The sequence below is a fragment of the Emticicia sp. BO119 genome (genome assembly GCF_013912375.1).
Taxonomy (GTDB): Bacteria; Bacteroidota; Bacteroidia; order Cytophagales; family Spirosomataceae; genus Emticicia.
The window spans coordinates 98,540-121,039 of sequence record NZ_JACETV010000009.1 but is presented as its reverse complement, the minus strand read 5'-3'; the positions used below and the strand labels follow the sequence as shown (position 1 = coordinate 121,039).

18 protein-coding genes and 1 tRNA gene are annotated in these 22,500 nt (G+C 33.9%); 7 read left to right on the top strand and 12 right to left on the bottom strand.

Annotated elements, in window-relative coordinates; all coding sequences use genetic code 11:
- Window positions 1-8: 8 nt before the first annotated feature.
- The 4 genes from H1R81_RS23255 to H1R81_RS23240 form a co-directional block, all read right to left on the bottom strand.
- Window positions 9-1,154, bottom strand: coding sequence for a PLP-dependent aspartate aminotransferase family protein (locus H1R81_RS23255; RefSeq protein ID WP_181843152.1), 1,146 nt, complete (start codon window positions 1,152-1,154; stop codon window positions 9-11).
- Window positions 1,155-1,192: 38 nt separating this feature from the next.
- Complete coding sequence (locus H1R81_RS23250; protein WP_181843151.1) at window positions 1,193-2,494, bottom strand: APC family permease; 1,302 nt, start codon at window positions 2,492-2,494, stop codon at window positions 1,193-1,195.
- Between the two features lie 296 nt (window positions 2,495-2,790).
- A complete protein-coding gene (locus H1R81_RS23245; RefSeq protein WP_181843150.1) occupies window positions 2,791-3,021 on the bottom strand; it encodes a 4a-hydroxytetrahydrobiopterin dehydratase in 231 nt (76 codons plus the stop codon).
- 82 nt (window positions 3,022-3,103) lie between these two features.
- Window positions 3,104-3,188 (bottom strand) — tRNA-Ser (locus H1R81_RS23240).
- Window positions 3,189-3,328: 140 nt separating this feature from the next.
- On the opposite strand from H1R81_RS23240, the gene purL reads away from it, so the two are divergent.
- Window positions 3,329-5,575: a phosphoribosylformylglycinamidine synthase subunit PurL gene (purL, locus tag H1R81_RS23235; RefSeq protein ID WP_181843262.1), complete on the top strand. Its 2,247-nt coding sequence runs from the start codon at window positions 3,329-3,331 to the stop codon at window positions 5,573-5,575.
- Window positions 5,576-5,620: 45 nt separating this feature from the next.
- Here purL and H1R81_RS23230 read toward each other — a convergent pair whose 3' ends face one another.
- From H1R81_RS23230 to H1R81_RS23210, 5 genes are all read right to left on the bottom strand, one after another.
- Window positions 5,621-6,385 (bottom strand): bifunctional 2-polyprenyl-6-hydroxyphenol methylase/3-demethylubiquinol 3-O-methyltransferase UbiG, encoded by a 765-nt coding sequence (locus H1R81_RS23230; protein WP_181843149.1) that lies wholly within the window; start codon window positions 6,383-6,385, stop codon window positions 5,621-5,623.
- Entirely contained in the window at window positions 6,375-7,274 is a 900-nt protein-coding gene (locus tag H1R81_RS23225; protein ID WP_181843148.1) for a glycosyltransferase family 2 protein, read from the bottom strand. The genes H1R81_RS23230 and H1R81_RS23225 overlap by 11 nt, the downstream gene beginning before the upstream one ends.
- A gap of 3 nt (window positions 7,275-7,277) precedes the next feature.
- The gene (locus H1R81_RS23220) at window positions 7,278-8,405 is read right to left on the bottom strand and encodes a DegT/DnrJ/EryC1/StrS aminotransferase family protein (RefSeq protein ID WP_181843147.1); all 1,128 of its coding nucleotides are present in this window, start codon (window positions 8,403-8,405) and stop codon (window positions 7,278-7,280) included.
- A gap of 1 nt (window position 8,406) precedes the next feature.
- Entirely contained in the window at window positions 8,407-11,325 is a 2,919-nt protein-coding gene (locus tag H1R81_RS23215; protein ID WP_181843146.1) for a PD-(D/E)XK nuclease family protein, read from the bottom strand.
- 271 nt (window positions 11,326-11,596) lie between these two features.
- On the bottom strand, window positions 11,597-12,907 hold the full coding sequence (locus H1R81_RS23210; protein ID WP_181843145.1) for a deoxyribodipyrimidine photo-lyase: 1,311 nt from the start codon (window positions 12,905-12,907) through the stop codon (window positions 11,597-11,599).
- A 125-nt stretch (window positions 12,908-13,032) separates the two neighbouring features.
- Here H1R81_RS23210 and H1R81_RS23205 point away from each other — a divergent pair, with 125 nt between their 5' ends.
- Complete coding sequence (locus tag H1R81_RS23205) at window positions 13,033-13,779, top strand: hypothetical protein (RefSeq protein ID WP_181843144.1); 747 nt, start codon at window positions 13,033-13,035, stop codon at window positions 13,777-13,779.
- A 74-nt stretch (window positions 13,780-13,853) separates the two neighbouring features.
- Here the strand turns inward: H1R81_RS23205 and H1R81_RS23200 are convergent, their stop codons facing one another.
- Window positions 13,854-14,405, bottom strand: coding sequence for a cupin domain-containing protein (locus H1R81_RS23200; RefSeq protein ID WP_181843143.1), 552 nt, complete (start codon window positions 14,403-14,405; stop codon window positions 13,854-13,856).
- A 338-nt stretch (window positions 14,406-14,743) separates the two neighbouring features.
- Between H1R81_RS23200 and H1R81_RS23195 the strand changes: the two genes are divergently transcribed.
- From H1R81_RS23195 to H1R81_RS23185, 3 genes are read left to right on the top strand one after another with little or no spacing between them, the layout of a single operon-like run.
- On the top strand, window positions 14,744-15,988 hold the full coding sequence (locus H1R81_RS23195) for an exo-beta-N-acetylmuramidase NamZ domain-containing protein (RefSeq protein ID WP_181843142.1): 1,245 nt from the start codon (window positions 14,744-14,746) through the stop codon (window positions 15,986-15,988).
- A gap of 10 nt (window positions 15,989-15,998) precedes the next feature.
- Entirely contained in the window at window positions 15,999-16,784 is a 786-nt protein-coding gene (locus H1R81_RS23190) for a hypothetical protein (RefSeq protein WP_181843141.1), read from the top strand.
- Window positions 16,785-16,839: 55 nt separating this feature from the next.
- Window positions 16,840-17,301 (top strand): META domain-containing protein, encoded by a 462-nt coding sequence (locus H1R81_RS23185; RefSeq protein ID WP_181843140.1) that lies wholly within the window; start codon window positions 16,840-16,842, stop codon window positions 17,299-17,301.
- Window positions 17,302-17,306: 5 nt separating this feature from the next.
- Here H1R81_RS23185 and H1R81_RS23180 read toward each other — a convergent pair whose 3' ends face one another.
- Complete coding sequence (locus H1R81_RS23180; RefSeq protein ID WP_181843139.1) at window positions 17,307-18,500, bottom strand: WG repeat-containing protein; 1,194 nt, start codon at window positions 18,498-18,500, stop codon at window positions 17,307-17,309.
- A 104-nt stretch (window positions 18,501-18,604) separates the two neighbouring features.
- Here H1R81_RS23180 and H1R81_RS23175 point away from each other — a divergent pair, with 104 nt between their 5' ends.
- A complete protein-coding gene (locus tag H1R81_RS23175) occupies window positions 18,605-19,240 on the top strand; it encodes a response regulator transcription factor (RefSeq protein WP_181843138.1) in 636 nt (211 codons plus the stop codon).
- Here the strand turns inward: H1R81_RS23175 and H1R81_RS23170 are convergent, their stop codons facing one another.
- Complete coding sequence (locus H1R81_RS23170; RefSeq protein WP_181843137.1) at window positions 19,241-21,226, bottom strand: histidine kinase; 1,986 nt, start codon at window positions 21,224-21,226, stop codon at window positions 19,241-19,243.
- Between the two features lie 117 nt (window positions 21,227-21,343).
- Between H1R81_RS23170 and H1R81_RS23165 the strand changes: the two genes are divergently transcribed.
- Window positions 21,344-22,498, top strand: a complete 1,155-nt coding sequence (locus tag H1R81_RS23165; protein WP_181843136.1) for a 5-(carboxyamino)imidazole ribonucleotide synthase — start codon at window positions 21,344-21,346, stop codon at window positions 22,496-22,498.
- Window positions 22,499-22,500 lie beyond the last annotated feature (2 nt).

The window sequence follows — 22,500 nt, the reverse complement described above, 5'->3', positions numbered from 1 at the left end:
ATCCCAATTCATAATAAAAACAGATTTTTCTCCAGGTCTTCAATAATATAGTCAGCCTCTTCTAAGCCGATATAAAATCGGATCATACTTGCTTGTGGGTCTGTCTCGCTAACAAATGCACATTTAGGCATTATTAGAGATTCGTGTCCTCCCCAGGAAACTGCAATAAGAAAACTCTGTAAAGATTCACAGAATTTTTTTATTGATGCTATGTTTTTGGTTTTGAGAGACACTGTAAACATTCCCATTGGCATTTTCATTTGCTTATTGACAAGGTCAATTTGAGGATTGCTTTCTTCAAAAGGATACCATATTTTGTCTATTTTCGGCGATTTTCTAAGGAAGTCAAGTATTTTTATCGTACTTTCTGAAGACTGTCTGAGCCTGATAGGCAGAGTTCGAAGACTGCGTAACATAAGCCAGGCATTTTGTGGTGACAAAATATTTCCAAATGTCATGTATTCATTGTAGAATATTTGAGTCATTTTTTCTTTGGATCCACATATAGCGCCTGCCACTACATCACTATGTCCACTATAATATTTAGTGGCCGAATAAATTACCATGTCTATACCAAAATCAATAGGCTTCTGGCAAAGAGCCGTACAATAACTATTGTCTATAATGGTGGTTATTCCTTTTTTTCTGGCTAATTCGGCTATTTTTTCTAAATCCTGAACTTCAAAGGTCCACGAGATTGGAGATTCTAAATAAATTAAACGTGTTTTACTGGTAATTGCATTAATAAAATTATCAATATCTGTGCCGTCTATAAAAGTTGTAGAAATCCCGAATCGCGGCAATATATTAACCATTAAGCGCGTACACCAATTATACACATTTTTAACAGACACAATATGGTCTCCCGTACCTACTTGAGACATAATTGCATTTGTAAAAGCGGCTGCTCCGCTTCCGACCATTAAACAATCTTCTGCACCTTCCAATGCAGCCATTTTTTGGCATAGTATATTTAAAGTGGGATTATTCCCTCTCGAATATATATGTTGATCTTTTTCATGAGTAATTGCATGAGCAAATTCATCTACCGTAGGAAAAGCGAAATTACTTGTTTGAATAATTGGCGGTGCAACAGCATTGAAATATTGCTCGCGGTTTTCTGCAAGCTGATTAATAATATAAGAATCGTTCATAAAATGGTTATTCCCTGTTTAGCCTGAAAAGTGAAGAATTAATTAATATTATGTTTTTTTCTAAAGAACCAATAAAATACACATCCAACCCCTAAAAAAAGCAGACCCGCCCCGGCTTGTTGCGGCTTTTCGATTAAAGTATTACCTACAATAAAAGCACACATAGTCATAAAAACAATAGCACTTATAATTCCTATAGTAGTTTTTTCTTTCAATAGCCAAAAATAAGTTAATGCAGTCAAGAAAAAAAAGACGGTATCAACAAAAACTACATAAGTTATCAGATTTGAGAACGTTTTCCAGAAAATCAATAAAAAAATAGTCCATAAAGATTGAAAAATGATGGCCCAGAAAGGCGTTTTGTATTTAAGATGTATCTCTGCAAACTTTTTGAAAAACAATTTATCATCGGCCATCGCAAAATAAATACGAGGTGCTGTCAGAATATAAATACCAATCGTACCTAATACAGATAATATAATCAAAAAAGAGATGAATTTTCCACCAACAGACCATACAGTACTAATTGCTTCAGAAGCTACGCTATTTGAAATAGCAATACCATTAATCGGTAAAAGCCTTAAATATGCTATATTGATCATTACATATGCCAGACATACAACCAAAATTCCTATAATCATAGCTTTTGGAACTATTCTGGAAGCATCATTAACCTCTCCTGCAACAAATGTAGCATGCTGATAACCCCCATAAGAGAAAGAAACGCCTATCAATGCAAGTCCAAAAGCTGAAATAAAAGACAAATTATTCGTATTTGCATGAAAATCGAAGTTACTAATATGAATATCCTGGTTTACTCCAAAGACAATTCCAATAATTACCACAATAAAAATCCCTAAAAGCTTGGCACTCGTAAATATACTGGCAAATATACTCCCCAATTTCACACCTACAATATTCATGATTGTGAGCACTAAAATTGTAAGAATTGCTATTACTATTTGCATTCTCTCCGAAATATCAATAAATACGCTTAAATAAGAAGTAAAAACTAAGCTTAAAGCTGCCAACGAGCCGGTGTTAATTACCCAAAACATCGACCAACCATATAGAAATGCAGGCAAGTCACCGAAAGCTTCCTTAATAAATACATAAAAACCACCAACTTTAGAGAATTTCGCCGAAATGTTAGCAAAAGTAATTGCCCCGCATATAGCAATAACCGCCCCTATTACCCAAACAGAAAGCATAAGTCCTTCTGATCTTAAATATCCGGCAATTTCCGATGGAACTTTAAAAATACCAGACCCAATACTTGACCCAATAGCAATCATGGTTAAGCTATAAAGACTTATAGCTTTTTTAAATTGGTCAGACATCTTCGTTTTTTATTTAAGTAAAAGAATAGACAAAATGCAGGGTTTTCAGATTTTATTATACACTTATCCGGGATTTATCATGCCTGAGAATTAAGTATAACGTACTAAGTATCGAACAAAAGATAAATATTCAATTCTCAGCCATAATAATTAACTACATGAATAGCGTTTTCACATAGTTTCGTATAAAAAAATCCACTTCTTTAGGATTTAGTATAATTTGAGCAACATTTGTCACTATAAACACCTGATTATCAATATTTTAAAATTCAATACAAATGCTATAAAACTCGCTGCTAAATCAATTTATCAATAGCTTTAGCCAGATCCCAATCTTTATCTGTAACCTTATTACCAGAATCATGTGTTGACAAATCAATATGTACCCTATTATAAGTATTCGACCAGTCGGGGTGATGGCCATGACATTCAGCTAACAATGCGACACGGGTCATAAAAGCAAAAGCTTCTGAAAAATCCTTAAATTTGAATGTTCGACTCAATTTTTTATCTTCTTCTTTCCACATGGTTTTCGTTTTTTAAATGCTTTCTTAAAACTCTAACACAATATACAACAAAAAAAAGCCGAATCAAATGATTCGGCTTTTGCAGAGAGAGAGGGATTCGAACCCCCGGACCTTTAACAGTCAACGGTTTTCAAGACCGCCGCAATCGACCACTCTGCCATCTCTCTATGTCCCTGAAATGTTTTGCAAAGATACGGCTTTCGTTAATTAATGTCAACCCTACGTTAAATAATTTTTAGTTTTTTTTTCCTTTCAGAAGCCCTCGAAAAACCGTAAATTTGTGAAAATTTTACGAATACTTCTTTTTGTGGAAACAATCGAACAACTTCCTACTTTCGAAACAGCCAAAAAACTTGGCTTATTGCCCGAAGAATTTGACAAAATCAAACAAATCTTAGGACGAACTCCCAACTTCACTGAACTATCCATTTTTTCAGTTATGTGGTCGGAACATTGCTCATACAAAAATTCTATTGTATGGCTCAAAACTTTACCACGAGATTCTGACAGAATGCTCGCAAAGGCTGGTGAGGAAAATGCAGGTTTGGTTGATATTGGAGATGGTCTGGCATGTAGCTTTAAGATAGAATCACATAATCACCCATCTGCACTTGAGCCTTACCAGGGAGCAGCCACAGGAGTTGGCGGAATCAACCGTGATATTTTCACAATGGGTGCCCGCCCAATAGCCCAACTTAATTCGCTTCGCTTTGGGAATATTAATTTACCAAAGACACAACGATTATTAAAAGGCGTAGTAAAAGGAATCGGCGACTATGGCAATGCTTTTGGAATTCCTACAGTAGGTGGAGAAATCTATTTTGATGATTGCTATAATACGAATCCATTGGTTAATGCTTTTTCAGCAGGCATTGTAGAAGTAGGAAAACAAGCATCTGCTACTTCTTATGGGGTAGGAAATCCAGTATTTATTGTCGGATCAGCAACAGGCAAAGATGGGATTCACGGAGCAACCTTTGCTTCTGAAGACATTACGGATAAATCAACCGAAAAACTTCCGGCTGTTCAGGTAGGAGATCCTTTTATGGAAAAACTTCTATTAGAAGCAACTTTAGAAATTATTAACACCGGTTATGTAATTGGTATTCAGGATATGGGAGCCGCCGGCATTATCTGTTCAACTTCTGAAATGAGTGCCAAAGGAGAACACGGTATGGTCATTGATTTAGATAAGGTACCCACTCGCCAGGCAAATATGCACGGCTGGGAGATTTTGCTCTCAGAATCGCAGGAAAGAATGTTGGTGGTGGTAGAAAAGGGTAAAGAAGATTTAATCAAAAATATATTTGATAAATGGGATTTGCATTGTGCTCAGATTGGTGAGGTAACAGATACTCAAAGGTTACATTTTTATCAACACGGTAACTTAATTGCTGACGTTCCTGCAGAAGATTTGGTTTTAGGTGGCGGAGCTCCTCAATATCATCGTGAATATCGTGAGCCAGCTTATTATCAGGAATTTAAAAAATTCAATATTAATGAGATAGCCGATATTGCAGGACAAGCAGAATTGAAAAAAGTAGCTGAACATTTATTGTCTCACCCAAATATATGTTCTCGTAAATGGATAACAGAACAATACGATTCTACAGTCGGCACAGCTAATAGAAGTACAAATCGCCCATCTGATGCAGCAGTAGTAAGATTACGAAATCCAGAAAAAGGCAATTTAGACAAAGCAATTGTGATTACTGTTGATTGCAACGGAAGATATGTAAATGCGGATCCTGAAATTGGTTGCCAAATTGCGGTATCTGAAGCAGCTCGAAATATTGTTTGTACAGGTGGTGAACCCTTAGCTATTACTAATAACCTCAACTTTGGTAACCCGTATAATCCAGAAGTTTACTGGCAATTCGTCGGTGCAGTTAAAGGAATGAGCAAAGCTTGTATAAAATTTAGTACTCCGGTAACTGGTGGTAATGTAAGTTTTTATAACCAAAGTTCAGACGATGGCCCTGTATTCCCCACTCCTACCATTGGTATGTTGGGTTTAATGGAAAATATTGAAAACCACATGACTTTAAATTTCAAAAATGCCGGAGATTTAATTTACTTGATTGGCGAATCAAAAAATGATATTGCTTCTTCAGAATATTTATATTCTTACCGTGATGTAAAAGCATCACCTGCCCCTGATTTTGATTTAGATACTGAGTTTAATATACAATCATCTATCAAGGAATTAATTCAGAATAAATTAGTTCAATCTGTACATGATATTTCAGACGGCGGACTTTTCATTACATTGGCTGAATCATCTTTCCCTAATGGATTAGGTTTTAATATCAAGACTGATGGCAAGTTAAGAACAGATGCCTTTTTATTCGGAGAGGCACAAAGTAGAGTAGTAATTTCAGCAAACAATTCGCAAAAGGATTCAATTGAAAAGTTATTACGAAGCAATAATATTGGTTTCACTCTTTTAGGAGAAGTAAACAATGGAAGCTTTGTTATAGACGGTGAAAACGTAATTACTTGTCAATCGGCTAAAAATCTCTATGATAATGTGATTGGAAAAATCATGAATTAATAATCGAAAAGATTAAAAAAAATAAAGACCCTTGAAATAGGGTCTTTATTTTTTTATCATTACTAAAAATAGTGAACTGCCAAAACCTCCATTCCTGAAAATTCTTTCTTCCAGTTTTACAATGCTATACAAGGTCTTATTAACGAAATTTCCTGGCACACTCACATCAGACCTAATCTCATTCTCTCTAATCATATTAAATTTTAGTTGGAGCTGTTGAAGTAATCTCACTGATAATATCAACGGGGATAAGAACAAACTCCAATAAGAATAACTATTAATCTTTAACTCCGTTTGTTTGAGATATTTTTCAAAATCTGCTTTTGTAAATCTTTGTAATCCTCCCACCGCAATATCGTGTGTCCCGTAGAAAATATCAAAAGCATTATTATTTGAAATCATAATACCGCTCGGTTTTAATTTCTTCTCCAGATTTTTTATTGCTTTTATGATAATTTCATCCTCAAATTGGTACAATACATCGTTATTAATAATAATATCGAAAGATGAGTCAACAAATTCTGAATCAAAACTGGTCAAATCTATTTGTTGAACTTTTAGTTTACGCTCTTTACAGAAACTTACCGCGTCTTCTGAGAAGTCAAACCCTTCAATATTATTATATCCTTGCTTCATTAGAAAACTCATGAGTCCTCCAGTGCCACATCCTGCGTCAAGAATTTTTACATTTCTATTCTGTCCAAATTTTATTACAATCTCATTAAGAATTTTCTCATGTAGAATCTTATACCACCAAAGCTTTTCTTCAGAGTTATACATGATCTGATATTCTTCTCGGCTACTTAACATGAGTTGAATTATATTTTTCTACGTACTGTGGTGTCCCGTTCTGAGTTAAAAATAATTTCCCAACATACTCGCCAATAATACCAATTGAACTTAGTTGAACACCACCAAAAAAAATAAACATAGGAATCTGCCAATCAGAGATAACATTTATCAGATATAAAAAAACAAGTAATATTGACAAAAAAATCAAGAATATACCTGTTCCTTGTATAAATCTGATTGGTAAAGTTGAATAGCCAAATACTATGATAATGAAAAGTCTGACTAATTTTTTCAATGTATAGTTCGATTCCCCCTCGGTTCTTTCATTATGTTCTACTTGTACTCGGCCAACGTTATTTGTAGTTCTGAAAATTAAGGCATCAATATACGGATAAGGTCCTTTATATTTAATAATTTCTAAAATTACTTCTTTGCTGATTAATTTGAAACTTGATAAATACAAATCACTTGGTTTATGGATAAGCCATGTAGTTATTCGGTTTACTACCCAGCTACCAAGATTCCTGAAAAAATTATGTTTTTTTTCAGCATAGTAGCTATACACCACATCATAATTACCATTATTGGCCGTATTAAGAAGTTTAATTATCTCTGATGGCGGATTTTGGAAATCATCATCTATAATTATGGCATATTTACCACTCACATGGTTGAGTCCACAAATTACAGCATTAAATTCTCCGAAATTCTTACGAAGGGAAATAAAATGAATATTCTTGTAATTTTCATTAAGTGTTATACAAACCCGTTCAGAGTTATCCGGGCTTCCGTCATTTACAAGTATTATCTCAAAATCATATTTCTTAAGCTCATCTTGTAATTTTTCTACAAGTTTTGCTATACTTTTTTCTCCCTTATAAACTGGTATAACTACTGACAAAAGCATAGATTACTTGTAAAGGTTAATTTTTTCGATGATATAACTTACCTCTTCCTCTGTTAAAGTAGCATTCAATGGTAAGCTAATTATTTCTTTATGAATTTTTTCTGAAATTGGAAAAGAATCATTATTCCATTCTTTATAAGCTGACTGTTTGTGAGGTGGAACAGGATAATGGACATCAGTGCCCACGTTATGATGCATTAAATATTCTCTCAATTTATTCCGGTCATCTGTTCTTATAACAAACAAATGCCAGGCATCATCATCAATGGTTCCTTCAAATGGCAGATTAATAAGAGTATTCTGAATTTCAGTCAGGTATCTTTTTGCAATTGACCTGCGGATTTTATTGTCTTGATCGAGGTCTGGTAATTTTACATTTAGAATAGCCGCTTGCATTTCGTCTAATCTACTGTTGATTCCTTGTTCACCAAAAATATATTTTTCAGCAGACCCATAATTTCTTAACTCTCTTATTTTGCTTGCCAGATTATCATCATTGGTGGTTATTGCTCCAGCATCACCCATAGCTCCTAAATTTTTAGTCGGATAAAAGCTAAAACCCGCTCCATCTGATAAACTACCGGCTTTTTTATTCAGGTACATAGCACCATGAGATTGTGCAGCATCTTCAAACACTTTTAAATTATTCTTTTTTGCAATCTCATTAATTAGCTCCATCTCACAACATTTACCGTATAGATGTACCGCTAAAATCGCCTTTGTATTCTCAGTAATTTTTTCTTCAATTTTTTTTGGGTCAATCAGATAAGAATTAATATCCGGTTCGACTAAAACCGGAGTAAGACCAGCCAAAGAAATAGCAAGGATACTTGCAATATAGGTATTTGAGGGAACTAAAACTTCTGAACCTTTCGGAAAACCCGAAGCTTTAAACAAAAGCATCAAGGCATCGAGACCATTGGCAACTCCAATACAATATTTAGTACCACAATAATCGGCAAATGAATTCTCAAACTTTTTTACTTCTTCTCCTAATATATACCAACCCGAAGAAATCTTTTTTGCTAATACCTCATTAATAGACTTCTCATAATTCCGGTTAATTAGTTTTAAATCCAGAAATGGAATATGGTTAGTACGTGTATTCAATGTATTTTTAAAATTTGTCATTTTATCTTCCGCAGATTCCTTTAAAATCACATCTCTCACAGATAAGCTGGTTATTTGTTTGAATAAATGGGATATCCGGATTAAGCATTTCCTTTATTAGGTTAGCTAATATTTCTTCTGATTTTTCAATAAAACCAAAGATAGTTGGGTTATCATTAAAACTCAAATTTACCTCTAAATTTTCTTTCATATTTCTGAAAGAATAGATTTTTGCTTTCACATCATGGTTTTCCAGTCTCTCACCTCCCAACAAAAAGCTCTTATCTTGAGCAATACTCTTTAACATCAGGTACTGATAAAGCCATAATTGCCGCAGTTTGTCTTTATCAGGATCAACCAAAGCCTCCTCTAAAATCTGCTCTCTCGGCTTTTCTAATTCTTTTTTTCCAACTCTACCTGTCTTATAGTCAATTACTTTAATTGTATTTCCTTCTTTTTCTATTCTATCAACCCTGCCAGCAATCTTAACTTTTTGTACTTTTCCAAGAACATCCATATCAAAAATCACCTTAACTTCTCTTTCTGTTTCTAATACCTGATACGGGAAAACCTGGCTTTCTTTTTGTTGTTTAAAAAAATCTTCCAGCAATTGCTCTGCCACTTGTTTTAATAGAAAATTCATTCCTGAATCAATTACATACCCACCAAACTGTTCAAGGTAAGCCGTTTCTAATCTTTTCGGAATTTCAGTTACAATCAAATCTATTAACTCCTTAGTAATCATCGGACCATGATCGATGTCAATCTTTTCTAAAGTATTATGAAGCCATGTCCCGAAAATATCTGCGCCAAAATTTTCGTCTACCTCTTCTCTCTTTGAAATATTGGCAACCTTATTAAAATAGAATTTCATAGTACAGTGCAAGTATTCGTTCAGATAGGTAGGATAAATACCTTTGCCTGAAATCAATTGGCTGATATTTAAAAGAATATCGGGTGTTTTACGAATTTCTATTCTGCTTATTACTTCCTTGTTTATAATTTTTGCATATTCGATTCTTGGATAAGAGATTTTTATTTTCTGATTCTCTTTTGCTAATTCATTTTCTATCTGCAAAATAAATCTACTTTTTTCAGTTGCCCCACCACTTACCCCTTCTCCGGATGGAATCACATACAGTATGTCGATTTCTTTCGCTCTTTGCAGTAATCGGAAAAAATGATATGACATAATAGCATTTTGGTCAGACTGCACCGGCAGGCCAAACTCTATAGAAGCGTCAAAAGGAATTAATGAATTAAGATGCCTGGTAGACGGAAGTACACCTTCATTGACTGACAAAAAAATAACTTTTTCAAAATCAAGACACCGAGTTTCGAGCATACCCATTATTTGCAGATTAGCAATGGGTTCTCCACTAAAAGGAATTTTCTCTTGCTTGATCAATTCATATAAGAAATGTTTGAAACTTTTAAGGTTGATTTGTCTATTACTAAATAGGATTTTTTCAAGACGGTTCAGAATCGTCAGAAACAGATATAAATATTCAGTTTCGATAGCATCCTTAGATTCTCGATATACACTTCTTAACTCATCTATCAAATCATAAAATGATTTTAATGCCTTTTGAGGATTATCGCCCCAACGCGTAAAGAGTATTTTAAAAAGTTTATTACTGTTACCAAGTCCTATTATTTCTTCTTCACTCAGATAAACTATATTTCCTTGAATTATCCTTAAGAAAGTTTCTCTAAAAATATTAAGTTCACTCCCGTTCTCCTCGTTAACAAAGTTCATCTGCTCGTATTTCCTGCAGAATGGGTGATTCAGCACTTTAAAAATATGTCGGTGACTATACTTTGGTACTTTCACCATTTTACCTGTTTTATCTTTAAACTCAACAATATTTTGCTGCAATTCAAAGATAGCATCAATCAAAGTAAACAACATTGACCCCTTTAATGATAACCCCATCGTGATATTGAAATCCGACACGATACTATCCAACGAATACATAAGTGGATACAGTAGATTTTCATCACATAAAACAATCGCTGTTGGTATAGCAGGATTTTCAGCAAGGATTTCCGCATAAATATTTCCCGCAACCTTTGTTTGTAATGTGGCATTTTCAACACCAATTATCCTAATATTTTTTTCTTCGGTCAGTAAATGGCTTGATTGCCAGTTCCAGCTTCCAAATTTCCCACTCGCTTTATACCGCCTTAAGAGATTTCCTGCTTTATTATTAAATCTTGGGTTCATGAAATAATCATCGCAGTCCCACAGCATTTCTGCTAAATTAGCTTTGACTAATTTTTCAATTACTTTTTCTTCTGATTTACTGAATGCATTGAATCCAATAAAGTAAAATCTTTCAAATAAATGATTCTCCAACAAAAGCGTATCAACCTCTTCAGCCAATAGCCTATACGACATTCCTCTGTATGAAAAGCCTTTTATCCTCAATTCATTATGTAAATCATTGTAAACATTATATATATTTTCAAAAAGTTTAAAATATCTCTCCGTATTAGAAGTACTTTCAAGTAATGGTTTGTTAACCGATGTCAGTTCCAGATTCCAACGGGCTATTGTCTGTGCTTCACTTATATAATCAAACAATGCCTTAGGGTCACCGATTAAATATTGATCTATCATATCAAAATCTCTCAATAATGTAGGCGCCCATGAAATAAAGCGATCAAAATCTACATCAGGGTCATACTTCCGGAATGTTTCATATAATTCAAACAGGAGCCCAACGGCATCAATCTGATTGAAACCAGACATCTTAGCAACAAAATCATCAATAGCAAAAACTTGTGGAGAAAGAAAAGGTACTTTTGAAACACGTGCCAGATAGCGCTTAAAATAATATACTGCTCTGCGATTAGGCAATATGACACATATGTTCTTCAATTGCGCTAACGGGTGTTTACCAAAAACATAATGAGCCGATTGTTCCAGAAATACCATTTAGATGATTATTACTTTCATTAAAAATGAGAGCATTAATTTATTGTGAAAGAGCAGAAATGAATCTTATTTAAGATAGTGAAATCATATGCAAATTACAGATTTTTACTGAATTTATTAAACGAAAATTATTTTAAGGAGACAAATCTAAAATTAAGCATCACAAAATAGTTGTTTTTCCTGATTTCAATTGTAAGTAAAACAAATTAGAGATTTAAGTTTTATGTTACCTACTATTAAAATGAAACAAATAATAAATTTGAAGAAAAATTCAGTTTTTATTTAATGCTTTTTTATAAGCGTCCAACACCCTCTCTCTGGCAAATGTATGTTCTACAATAGGTTCGGGATAATCAAAGTTGCTAACATCAGGCACCCATTTTTTAATATACTTTAATTCCGGATCAAATTTCTGAGTTTGAGTGGTGGGATTAAATATCCTGAAATAAGGTGCTGCATCGCAGCCACTTCCAGCCGCCCATTGCCATCCCCCATTATTGGCTGCAAAATCGTAATCCAATAGTTTCTCAGCAAAATACGCCTCTCCCCATCGCCAGTCAATTAACAAATGTTTAACCAGAAAACTGGCAGTAATCATTCTGACTCTATTGTGCATAAATCCGGTTTCGTTTAGTTCGCGCATACCTGCATCTACAATTGGGTAACCAGTCAGTCCCATACACCATGCTTGAAATTCATTCTCATTATTACGCCAAACAATACCGTCATATTCTTTTTTAAATGATTCACCTTTACTTATATGCGGAAAATGATATAAGATATTCATATAAAAATCTCTCCAGATCAATTCATTCAGCCAGGTCTGACTCAGAATCAAAGCCTTTTGCACTAATTTCCTGATACTTATCGTACCAAACCGTAAATGCACACTCAATCGGCTTGTTCCAAGAATCGAAGGAATATCTCTAAGGTCATTATATTTTTCAATAAGATTTGTATCAATTTCCTTTTCGGGAAATCTTGTATTTGTCTTAAAGAATCCCATTTCTGTTAAACCAGGTATTACCTTATTTTCAAATTTCAGAAAATTCTTAAAATACGCTTCCGTAGGGTAGGATTTCACATAGAATTCATTCAGTTTCTCTCTCCATTTTCTACTATAAGGTGTAAAGATAGTATAGGGGGTGTTGCCTCCTGTCAGAATTTCATTTTTCTCAAATATAACCTGATCCTTATAAGTATAGAAACCAATTCCCTTAGAATTAAGCAATTCTCCTACCCTTAAATCACGACCATTGGCATACTGCTCATAATCGTGGTTGGTATAAACCTCTGCAATTGTACATGTCTCAATTAAATCTTTCCAAACTTCTAAGGGTTTACCATATTTTATTAAAATAGATGAGTCTAATTCCTTCAACTGTTCATGTAAATCAAGTATTGATTTATGAATAAATTCTACACGTGCATCATACTTATTTTCTAATTTATCTAAAATCTCGCTATCAAAAATAAAAAGAGGCAATATGGGATAGGTGCTTTTAAGTGCATAAAAAAGTCCGGCATTGTCATCTAATCTTAAATCTCTGCGAAACCAGAATATACTTACTTTTTGGTTCATCTCTATTTATGAAGTTTTTATCTTCGCTATCAATTTTTTAATCTATATGTTGAAATAAAAACTTTACTTTTGGGTTAATTGTTTGTCTAATTCAAAATCAAACGCTTATAAACCTATATAAAACAATGAAAAGAATATTTGTTTGCCTTTTTTCATTTATTACCTTGGGTAGTTTTGCTCAGGATACCCCTACAGCCGATGCAATTATTGACAAATATATTACTGCAATTGGTGGAAAAGAAGCAATATCTAAAATTCAGGATATAACTATAAATAGTACAACAGAAAGCCAGAGAGGAACATCAGAAACAGAAATTAAATATAAATTTCCTGATAAATATGCCATGAGTATGTACTTCAACGGGAATCCCGGAATGACAACTGTTTATGATGGTAAAAACTTCAAAAGCAGTGGTGGCTTTGGTGGTCGCGGTGGTGGAAACGGAGGTGGCGGAAACAGACCTCAATTAGAAGGTAATGCCGCCAAAATTCAAGCCATGCGATCAAACCCTTTCTTTGAAACTATGTATAAAGATTTGGGCATAACCGGATCAGTTGCGGGAACAGAAAAAGTTGGAGATAAAGATGCCTATAAAGTAGAATTCTCTACAGCAGACGGTAGAAAATGGACAGATTTTTTTGATACAGCATCCGGTTTAAAATTAAAAAATTTTACTTCTAATGAAACACCTAGAGGAAAATTTGAACAAACTACTATTTTTGAAAATTATAAAAAGTTCAAAGGTACTGATGTTCTAATACCTGCGGTTAGCAAAAGAAGTGGTGGTCAAATGGGTGAAATTGTATCAGAAATTCAATCAATAAAAGTCAACAAGGGTTTGAAAGACTCTGAATTTGAAATTAAAGAATAAAGTTTATTTCACTGAATAATTCTAAAGCAGATAGTTTCATTAGCTATCTGCTTTTTCAATTATGCACCTGTTTCTCAAAATTCCACATATCGTTCTATAAGTTGTTTATCAATCCCATCTTTCAGAACCCTTTTTGCTTGCCGTCTTAATATCCATTCAAAAATACTCATCCAGCCAGGTAGGTTACTTTCACTAATCTCAAACAACCATGCCAAAATGTATTTGCTCTTTGGGAAACCGTTCTTCTTGGTTTCACCATCACGAGCCAGACCATAAGCTATTTGTAGAGACTGTTCAAAACCACTACTACCCGGCCGGATCTCCACTCTGAACTTACATATTTCATCTGAAGAATTGAAGAAACGATGATGAATATTCGGAAAAGCCATAGCAGACATTCCACCGGAAAGTGTATGAACTTTACTGCCTAACTGAACCTTGAGTTCTCCGGTCAGACAGTCAAATTTTTCTGAGTACATTTTATGGTAGTGCACCCCAACTCCACCCTTAGGAGCCAATTCAACCTCCACTAACGTATATTCTCCGTTAGTCTCAGTAGCAGTTTTTAAAAAAGTAACATAGTCTTTTTGAATAGGATTGTAAATTTTTCTAAGGCTTCCGGTCATTTTTATGTAAGGTTTAAATAGTTTTATACTAACTTTCAATCGATTCTGAAAAGTAATTGGCTAAATTCCAATCAAATAATCAAAACACTCCTATATACCCCGATGAGCTAAAGATGGATTTCATTAATTTGCAGGATTACGCATTGAAATGGCATTCTGACAGTTGAATTGTTATGACAGCAGTTGTTTGAGAAAACAAATATTAAAGCCATATTGCGTAATTAACTTCAAAACCAAAGCGTTCTAAATTTCTGTTTGATCTTTGCAGAAAATCTCTTACATTTTCGTTTATTCGCATATAAATCTTTCTTTTTTCTTCAATACTTGATTACAGCAACATGAAAAAAACTTTTTTCACATTCTTAACACCTCTACAGATAGTTATTATTGGCTTTATTATTTTGAAATACCCTGGTTCTGATTTTTCGTCGAATCAATATTTAGAAAAAAAACCAAAAGAAATAATTACCGGAGCAGATCAGCTTTTGACTTATCTTCCTTATCTGAAAGGCAAAAGAATTGCAATGGTTGTAAATCAAACTTCAGTTATTGCTAAAAAACCAAGTGTCGATACTTTATTAGCTTTAGGTATAAATGTTGTGAAAGTATTTGGCCCTGAACATGGGTTTCGAGGTAACGCAAGTAATGGAGCAAAGGTTGAAGACAATGTTGATTCTAAGACTGGAATCCCGATTATATCTCTTTATGGCAAAAATAAAAAACCATCAAAAGAACATATGTCAGATGTCGATTTAGTTGTATTTGATATACAAGACGTAGGATGTCGATTCTACACGTACATTAATACACTAACTCATGTAATGGAAGGCTGTGCCGAAAATAATAAAGAATTATTGATATTAGACAGACCTAATCCGAATGGTTATATTGTAGATGGTCCAATGTTGGAAGAGCACCTTCATTCGGGAATTGGTATGCACCCCATTCCGATTACTCATGGTATGACAATGGCCGAGTTTGCTCAAATGGTTAATGGTGAAGGGTGGATTCCGAATAAGCTTCAATGCAAATTAAGAATTATTAAAGTAGCAAACTATAATCATGATATGCCTTATGAATTACCTGTTTTCCCATCACCTAACCTGAATTCTCAGCAATCTATACTCCTATATCCAAGTATCTGTTTATTTGAAGGAACAATCATTAGTCAGGGCCGGGGCACCTATATTCCGTTTACAGTTTTAGGAGCTCCCGCGTTAAAGGGCAAATATGAATTTCACTTTAAGCCAGTAGGTATTCCAGGTATGAGCGAAACTCCTTTGCACCAGAATGAAGAATGTTACGGGTTAGATTTAAGAAATTATGATACCAATGAATTAAGAAAAACCAAACGTTTGAATCTGAAATGGATGATAGAATTGTATAAAGCCTACCCTTATAAAGATAAGTTCTTCGATAGAACCCAGAGTAAACAAATGGGTAACATTAACTTTTTGGCTGGCACAGAGCGTTTTAAACAACAGATAATTGATGGCAAATCCGAAGAAGAAATTCGTAAAAGTTGGGAACCGGGTTTATCTGAATATAAGACTATGAGAAAAAAATATTTACTATATCCATAATACAAATATCTTGAAAGAAATTCTTGAAGTATTCGGAATATACGGAAAAATAGTAAGGTTAAACGGAGGGCAAGGGAGATCAGTTCGCGTTGGTGATTTTGTTATAAAACCAATTGATGAAGTAAATAAATACAATTGGATCGGTTCAGTCTTAGCTCCAATTTCAACTTCTGGTTTAAGTATCGCTAAACCACTTAAGTCAAAAAATGGCAATTTCGTTGAAAATGGGTACGGAGTTACTAAGTATATAGAAGGAGAGTTTTCCCAAGGTAATATAAAAGAAAAAATTAAGGCCTGCCAGGCTCTCAGTCATTTACTGCAATCTATTAAACAACCAGAACAATGGACTCATTGGCATTCACCTTGGCAACGGGCTAATCAGGTTGCATGGGAAGAGGCCGATTTACCGGACAATACCAATTTGCATTCGGTTAAATTAATAAAATCGATTAAAACCGGATATCAACCCATACATTTACCAAAACAGTTAGTTCATTCTGACTTAGCCGGTAACATTTTATTTAATGGCAGTACTCCAGTAATCATAGATTTTAGTCCAGAATTCAGGCCAAAAGCTTATGCCGAAATTCTATTAATTACTGATTCTATCGCCTGGCATCAGGAAGAACTCAAAAGTTTATGGATAACACAATACTCAAAATTTTTATTAACTCAATTAGCATTAAGAGCTATTATTTTTAGATTAACCGTAACGGTAATTTTTAACCCTGACAATCATGATTCAGTATTAAAAGAATTAAAAAACTTTGAACCAATATTAAACATTTTGAAATAAATAAAGGTCTAAGATTACAAAACATCAATTAACAAATCAACTAAATATTAAAGTCATGAAAAATATAGTATTAATTATAGGTCTTTTCTCTTATGGTATGCTTGGCTGTATAGGAACACAAACTACAAGCACTACAACTCAAAAACCTTCTGATGCAATCAATACATCTATGAAGCTCAATGGAAGCTGGGAATTGGCCGATATTCCAGGGGCAAGAGTTTCAGTAGCAGGTTTGTACCCTGTCAAAAAACCTGTAATTACTTTTGATGTTAATGATAATAAGTTTGTTGGCAATACCAGCTGCAATAATTTCAGTGGACTGTTAGTAGTCTATGGAAACAAAATTAATTTCAACAAATCAATGGCTATGACAAAAATGGCTTGCCAGGGAGAAGGAGAACCAACTTTTATTGACGCCCTAAAAAAAATAGACTCCTTTACTATTAATGGTGATAATACACTTAGCCTAAACAGTGATGGTATTGAAATATTAAGAATGGTAAAAGTGACCAAATAATAATTCTAATCAGAAATACCTGTTAATACATTGCCTTTGTCAAATTTATAGTCTTTGGTAAACAATATCTGAACTTTAGAGCGGTTTGTATTATCAAGCGTAAAATTGATTCTTTCTCTACCATCAATATAACCAGAAACATTTTGGGTTTCAGCTAAGTTTGACGGCAGAACGTATTTGCTTGAGTAAATAACTTTGCCCTTAGTATCAATGTAATATAAATTATCTTTTTGTCTTACTGCCGCCATACCTTGATTAAATGCATTTGCTTTATCAAAAATAGCTGGAATGAATTCTTTGCCATTACTATTAATAAACCCATATTTACCATTAATCTTAAATGCAGCAATATTGTCTTTGAAATCATCCAATAAATCATATTTAGCCGTTATTATTTCTCTGCCATCACGGTCTATAATTCCATACTTATCTTCTTTCATCATTACTGCTACACCATTCTCAAAGCTACCTATATTCTGATATTGTAGTTTAATAACCATATTATCTTTTTGATCTATTACCCCGGTAAGCTCCCCCATTTTCACAGTTGCCAAACCTTCATGATACGAACTGGCAATATCATACTTGCACGGTATAACTTCATTGCCATTATGGTCTATATAACCAAACTTGCCGTTATTCATTACCACAGCATAATTTTCTGCAAATGGTAACGAAAACTCATATTTGAAGTCAATTACCACATCACCATTAGTATTAATATACCCGTTTTTACCATTTTTTACTACCATAGCCTTACCATCTGTAAAGCCCATTCCGAAATCAAATTGAGGTTTAACAACCACTTTCCCTTCTTTATCAATAAATCCGTATTTCCCATGAATGCTCACTAAAGCATATCCTTCAGAAAATGGTTCGCAACTATCAAATATCAATGAAGAAAGCAAGGTTCCATCTTTACGGATAAAACTGTACTTGTCATTTTCTCGTACAATAGCTACCCCCCCCTGAAAATTTTGGACCATATCATATTGGCAAGGAATTTGCAAAAGGCCTTGGCGGTCAATAAATCCATATTTTCCACCGATATTTACACGTGCCATATTATCAAAAAAGTATAACCCGATGGTCTCATTTGAGAAAATATAAGACGTAGTCTTTAACTCTTGCCCTTTTAGAAATGTAGAAATTATTAAAAATAAGCTAAAAAGAATGGTTTTTGCATTAGTAGTCTTCATAAGGTTTGGCATGTTTATACCTTCAACTATCCAAACATTATGCCAAAGAAATTAAAAAAAGCAGTATAATATATATATATTTGGCTAACGACAAGAAATATACTATGCCAGTTAAAGTACTTATTGCCGACGACCATGAGATTCTGTTAGAGAGTCTGACTACATCACTCAATACAAGTAGTGATATTGAAGTGGTAAGTACAGCTACCAACGGAGAGGAAGTATTGAAAAAGTTAGAAATATATGAGGTTGATGTATTGGTTTGTGATATGCAAATGCCGATCATGGATGGAATAAGCACTGTATTACAGGTGCGACAATCTTTTCCTGAAGTCAGAATTCTGATGTTAACTATGTTAGATGATACACTTCCTATTAAAAAAGCCATTCAGGCAGGAGCGTCGGGATATATTTTAAAAAAATCAAAAAAGGCGGAATTGGAAAAAGCTATTCATGCTGTAGCAACAGGTAAAAAATATTTCAATGATGAAATCCTTGCGACATTATCGCAAACTGAGAAAAAAAACATAGCTGATGTACTGCACCACGCACTCTCCGAAAGGGAACTTGAGGTTTTAATACTTATAGCACAGGAATATTCGAGCCAGCAAATTGCGAGCAAACTTTTTATCAGCCTTAATACAGTTGAAAGTCATCGGAAAAATATCTTCCGAAAATTAAATATTAAGAATCTTGCAGGTATTATCCGGTATGCACTCCAACACAAGCTGATTCAATAGCTAAGTCTCATGAATCAAAGTCAAAGGTACAGAAATAATAAATTTGGCTCCGCCGCCACTGGTATCAATAAAAAACTCTCCACCTATATCATCTAAACGACTTTGAATGTTTTTAAAACCCATCCCTTTTTCTACATTCTTTTTCAAGCCCTTGCCATTATCATTTACTTCGATCCAAAGTACTTTCCCTTTCTCAAAAATAGAAATCCTTGCCTCCGTAGCTTCTGCATGCTTAATGATATTTTGCGTCAATTCAAGACAAATAGCATATATATTCAATTCCACACTTTTACTTTGGCGACTTAATTGATTAATTATTAAAGAAAATTTAATTGTTTGACTATTGTTCAATTTCTTAATCAACTTTTCTAACGCTATCTTCAGACCTGCTTTTTCTAACTCTTCCGGTAATAGATTATGAGATAAAAGCCTTACCTCCGCATAGGCGTTTTCAGTCATATCTAATATACCAGCATAGATTTTCTTCTCCCGATCCGTCAGATTTTCAGGATTAATATTCTCTAATGAAATATTGATTGCAGTTAGTAAACTTCCTAAATTATCGTGTAAATCAGCTGCCATTCGTTTACGCTCAAGCGTCTGCCCTTTTTGCATAGCTTCTTTAATTTCATCATAAGCTTTTTGCAAGGCTTTAGTACGCTCTTTTACTTTACTTTCTAAACCCGAATTTAATGACTCTATTTCATTCTTTTGTTTCTCAACAATTGTATTTTTCTTATTTAAAAGCCTATAATAATACCATAAAATCATAAGCATTGCTACTAATAAACTTATGCCTGTTATCAGCACATTCCTTAATTTTTTCTGTTCCTGTATCTCGTTTTCTTCTCTGATAATCTTGGCATTCAATTCTGCATCTTCAATTTTTTTTCTTAGAAAAGACATCTCCAAAGCATTCTTCTGATTAAAACTACGCTCCTTTCCCTCAATATATTTTTCATAATATATCAATGCTTTATCTGGCAGATTCTTGGTTTTATAACTTAAATACAATAATTCATTAGCATTTATTAAAATTCTCAGAGGCAATGAATTGAGTGGAGTATGAAGGGCTTTTAACGCATATTCAATGCACTTATCATAGTTTTTTATCTGGAAAAATAACTTTGAAGTAAGAAAATCTGATTCGCACAAACTAAAATAATCATTACTATTCTCAAAAAAATATCGGGATATTCCTAAATATTTGCCCGCTTTTTCTGGCTGATTTAAGTCTAAATAAGTACTGGCAATCTCATTATAAAGATACATTTGTAATTCAGTTGACATTATTTCTTTTGCATTATTTAGGGCTTCAAATAGTTTTTTTTGACCTTTATCAATCTGCCCGCTTACACATAATGTCCTTGCTAAATCAATCTGATAATCTATCAAATCCTCTTGCTTGAATTTTTTAGACTTTTTCAAGAAATCAATTGCCAATAAATTTTGTTTAATTGAGTTCTCATTGTCACCAAGGGTCCTAAGATTTAAAGCATAATACAAATGAAGTTGTGCATGATAATATTCAAACCCTTTTAAACCTATCGAATCAGCATACCTAAGGCCATTCATACAATATTCAAGACTTTTAGGATAATTATGAGCATCGCTCATGCCATCTATCTTAAATAATAAACCCTCAAATACTGTTTGTCTGTCGTTGCTCTTTTTCCCTAAATCAATTAATAAATAAGCATACTTTAAAGTAGAATCACCATTTTTTCCAGGATTTATATTCGCTCCATAAAGCATACATAGTTCCCGGAGAGCTTTTATTTTAAGCGAATCAGGAATATGTCTATAATGATAATACGTTTTCAAGAGACTGAGCAGGCTATCAGAATTAACCTTTTTATGGTGCAGCGAGGCATTTTTTAGCTTGTCAGCTATATCGGGGTAAGGTATATTCTGGGCAAAAACAAATGATAGGCATAAAAAACCTGTAAAAAAAGTAATCACTTTTATAATTATCTTTTTTTTCATATTGCCGAAACATTCATAAAGCAAATATAGTAACATATATGAAAAAAGATAGGCAAAACGGTTTATTGTTGCAGTTACTATTATTTCTTAACGTATCTTTGCAAAAAATCTTCATTCGTGCGATTTGACAACAGAAAAAAAATAGGTATTATTGGCGGAGGCCAATTAGGCAGAATGCTTATTCAGGCCGCTATTGATTTTGATTTAACCATTAAAACACTGGACCCAGATAGTGAGGCCCCCTGCAAATATATTTCCCATGAGTTTGTTAATGGCTCATTAAAAGATTATGATACAGTTGTGGCATTCGGCCAGGATTGTGATATTATTACAATTGAGATTGAGAATGTTAATATAGAGGCCTTAGAGGCCTTAGAAAAACAAGGGAAGGCCGTTTTTCCCCAACCTTCTGTTTTAAGAATTATTCAGGACAAAAGAGTACAAAAACAATTTTATGCACAGCAGAAATTGCCAACAGCCGAATTTATACTAACAGATAATCAGGCACATACACGTAGTTTTGGAGATTTTCTACCTGCAGTTCATAAACTTGGGCAAGGTGGTTATGATGGTAAAGGTGTGCAGGTATTAAGGACTCCCGAAGATTTCCCTAAAGCCTTTGACCAGCCAGGTGTTTTAGAAAAAATGATTGATTTTGAAAAAGAACTGGCGGTTATTGTAGCTCGCAACCAGGACGGTGAAACCAAAACTTTTCCGGTAGTTGAGATGGTTTTTCACCCTGAGGCCAATTTAGTAGAATATCTCTTTAGCCCCGCCAATATAGCATCAGAGATTGAACAAAAAGCTGAAGCAATAGCAATTCAAACTGCTAATTCACTGGGGATTATTGGATTATTAGCAGTTGAAATGTTTCTGACAAAAGAGGGAGAAATTCTTATTAATGAAGTGGCGCCACGTCCACATAATAGCGGACACCAAAGTATTCGGGCCAACGACGTATCCCAATTTGAACAACACATTAGAGCTATACTTAACTTACCTTTAGGAAGTACAAAAGCGCATTCAAAAGCGGCAATGGTTAATTTGTTAGGAGAAGAAGGATATTCTGGTGAAGCAATTTATCAAGGAATGGACGAGACCCTTTCTGTAGAGGGAGTACATCCATTTCTGTATGGTAAGCGTTTCACAAAACCTTTCAGAAAAATGGGGCATATAACGATTATCGATCAGGATTTTGAAAAATTAAAAGAAAAAGTCATTTTTGTAAAAGAAAAATTAAAGGTTATAGCCAAAAACCAAGGCACTGATTGAAT

Bases quoted from the DNA above. Each gene is read 5' to 3' on its own strand.
- H1R81_RS23255 (WP_181843152.1), bottom strand. From the start codon at position 1,154: ATGAACGATTCTTATATTATTAATCAGCTTGCAGAAAACCGCGAGCAA.
- H1R81_RS23250 (WP_181843151.1), bottom strand. From the start codon at position 2,494: ATGTCTGACCAATTTAAAAAAGCTATAAGTCTTTATAGCTTAACCATG.
- H1R81_RS23245 (WP_181843150.1), bottom strand. From the start codon at position 3,021: ATGTGGAAAGAAGAAGATAAAAAATTGAGTCGAACATTCAAATTTAAG.
- H1R81_RS23230 (WP_181843149.1), bottom strand. From the start codon at position 6,385: ATGTTAAGTAGCCGAGAAGAATATCAGATCATGTATAACTCTGAAGAA.
- H1R81_RS23225 (WP_181843148.1), bottom strand. From the start codon at position 7,274: ATGCTTTTGTCAGTAGTTATACCAGTTTATAAGGGAGAAAAAAGTATA.
- H1R81_RS23220 (WP_181843147.1), bottom strand. From the start codon at position 8,405: ATGACAAATTTTAAAAATACATTGAATACACGTACTAACCATATTCCA.
- H1R81_RS23215 (WP_181843146.1), bottom strand. From the start codon at position 11,325: ATGGTATTTCTGGAACAATCGGCTCATTATGTTTTTGGTAAACACCCG.
- H1R81_RS23210 (WP_181843145.1), bottom strand. From the start codon at position 12,907: ATGAACCAAAAAGTAAGTATATTCTGGTTTCGCAGAGATTTAAGATTA.
- H1R81_RS23205 (WP_181843144.1), top strand. From the start codon at position 13,033: ATGAAAAGAATATTTGTTTGCCTTTTTTCATTTATTACCTTGGGTAGT.
- H1R81_RS23200 (WP_181843143.1), bottom strand. From the start codon at position 14,405: ATGACCGGAAGCCTTAGAAAAATTTACAATCCTATTCAAAAAGACTAT.
- H1R81_RS23195 (WP_181843142.1), top strand. From the start codon at position 14,744: ATGAAAAAAACTTTTTTCACATTCTTAACACCTCTACAGATAGTTATT.
- H1R81_RS23185 (WP_181843140.1), top strand. From the start codon at position 16,840: ATGAAAAATATAGTATTAATTATAGGTCTTTTCTCTTATGGTATGCTT.
- H1R81_RS23180 (WP_181843139.1), bottom strand. From the start codon at position 18,500: ATGAAGACTACTAATGCAAAAACCATTCTTTTTAGCTTATTTTTAATA.
- H1R81_RS23175 (WP_181843138.1), top strand. From the start codon at position 18,605: ATGCCAGTTAAAGTACTTATTGCCGACGACCATGAGATTCTGTTAGAG.
- H1R81_RS23170 (WP_181843137.1), bottom strand. From the start codon at position 21,226: ATGAAAAAAAAGATAATTATAAAAGTGATTACTTTTTTTACAGGTTTT.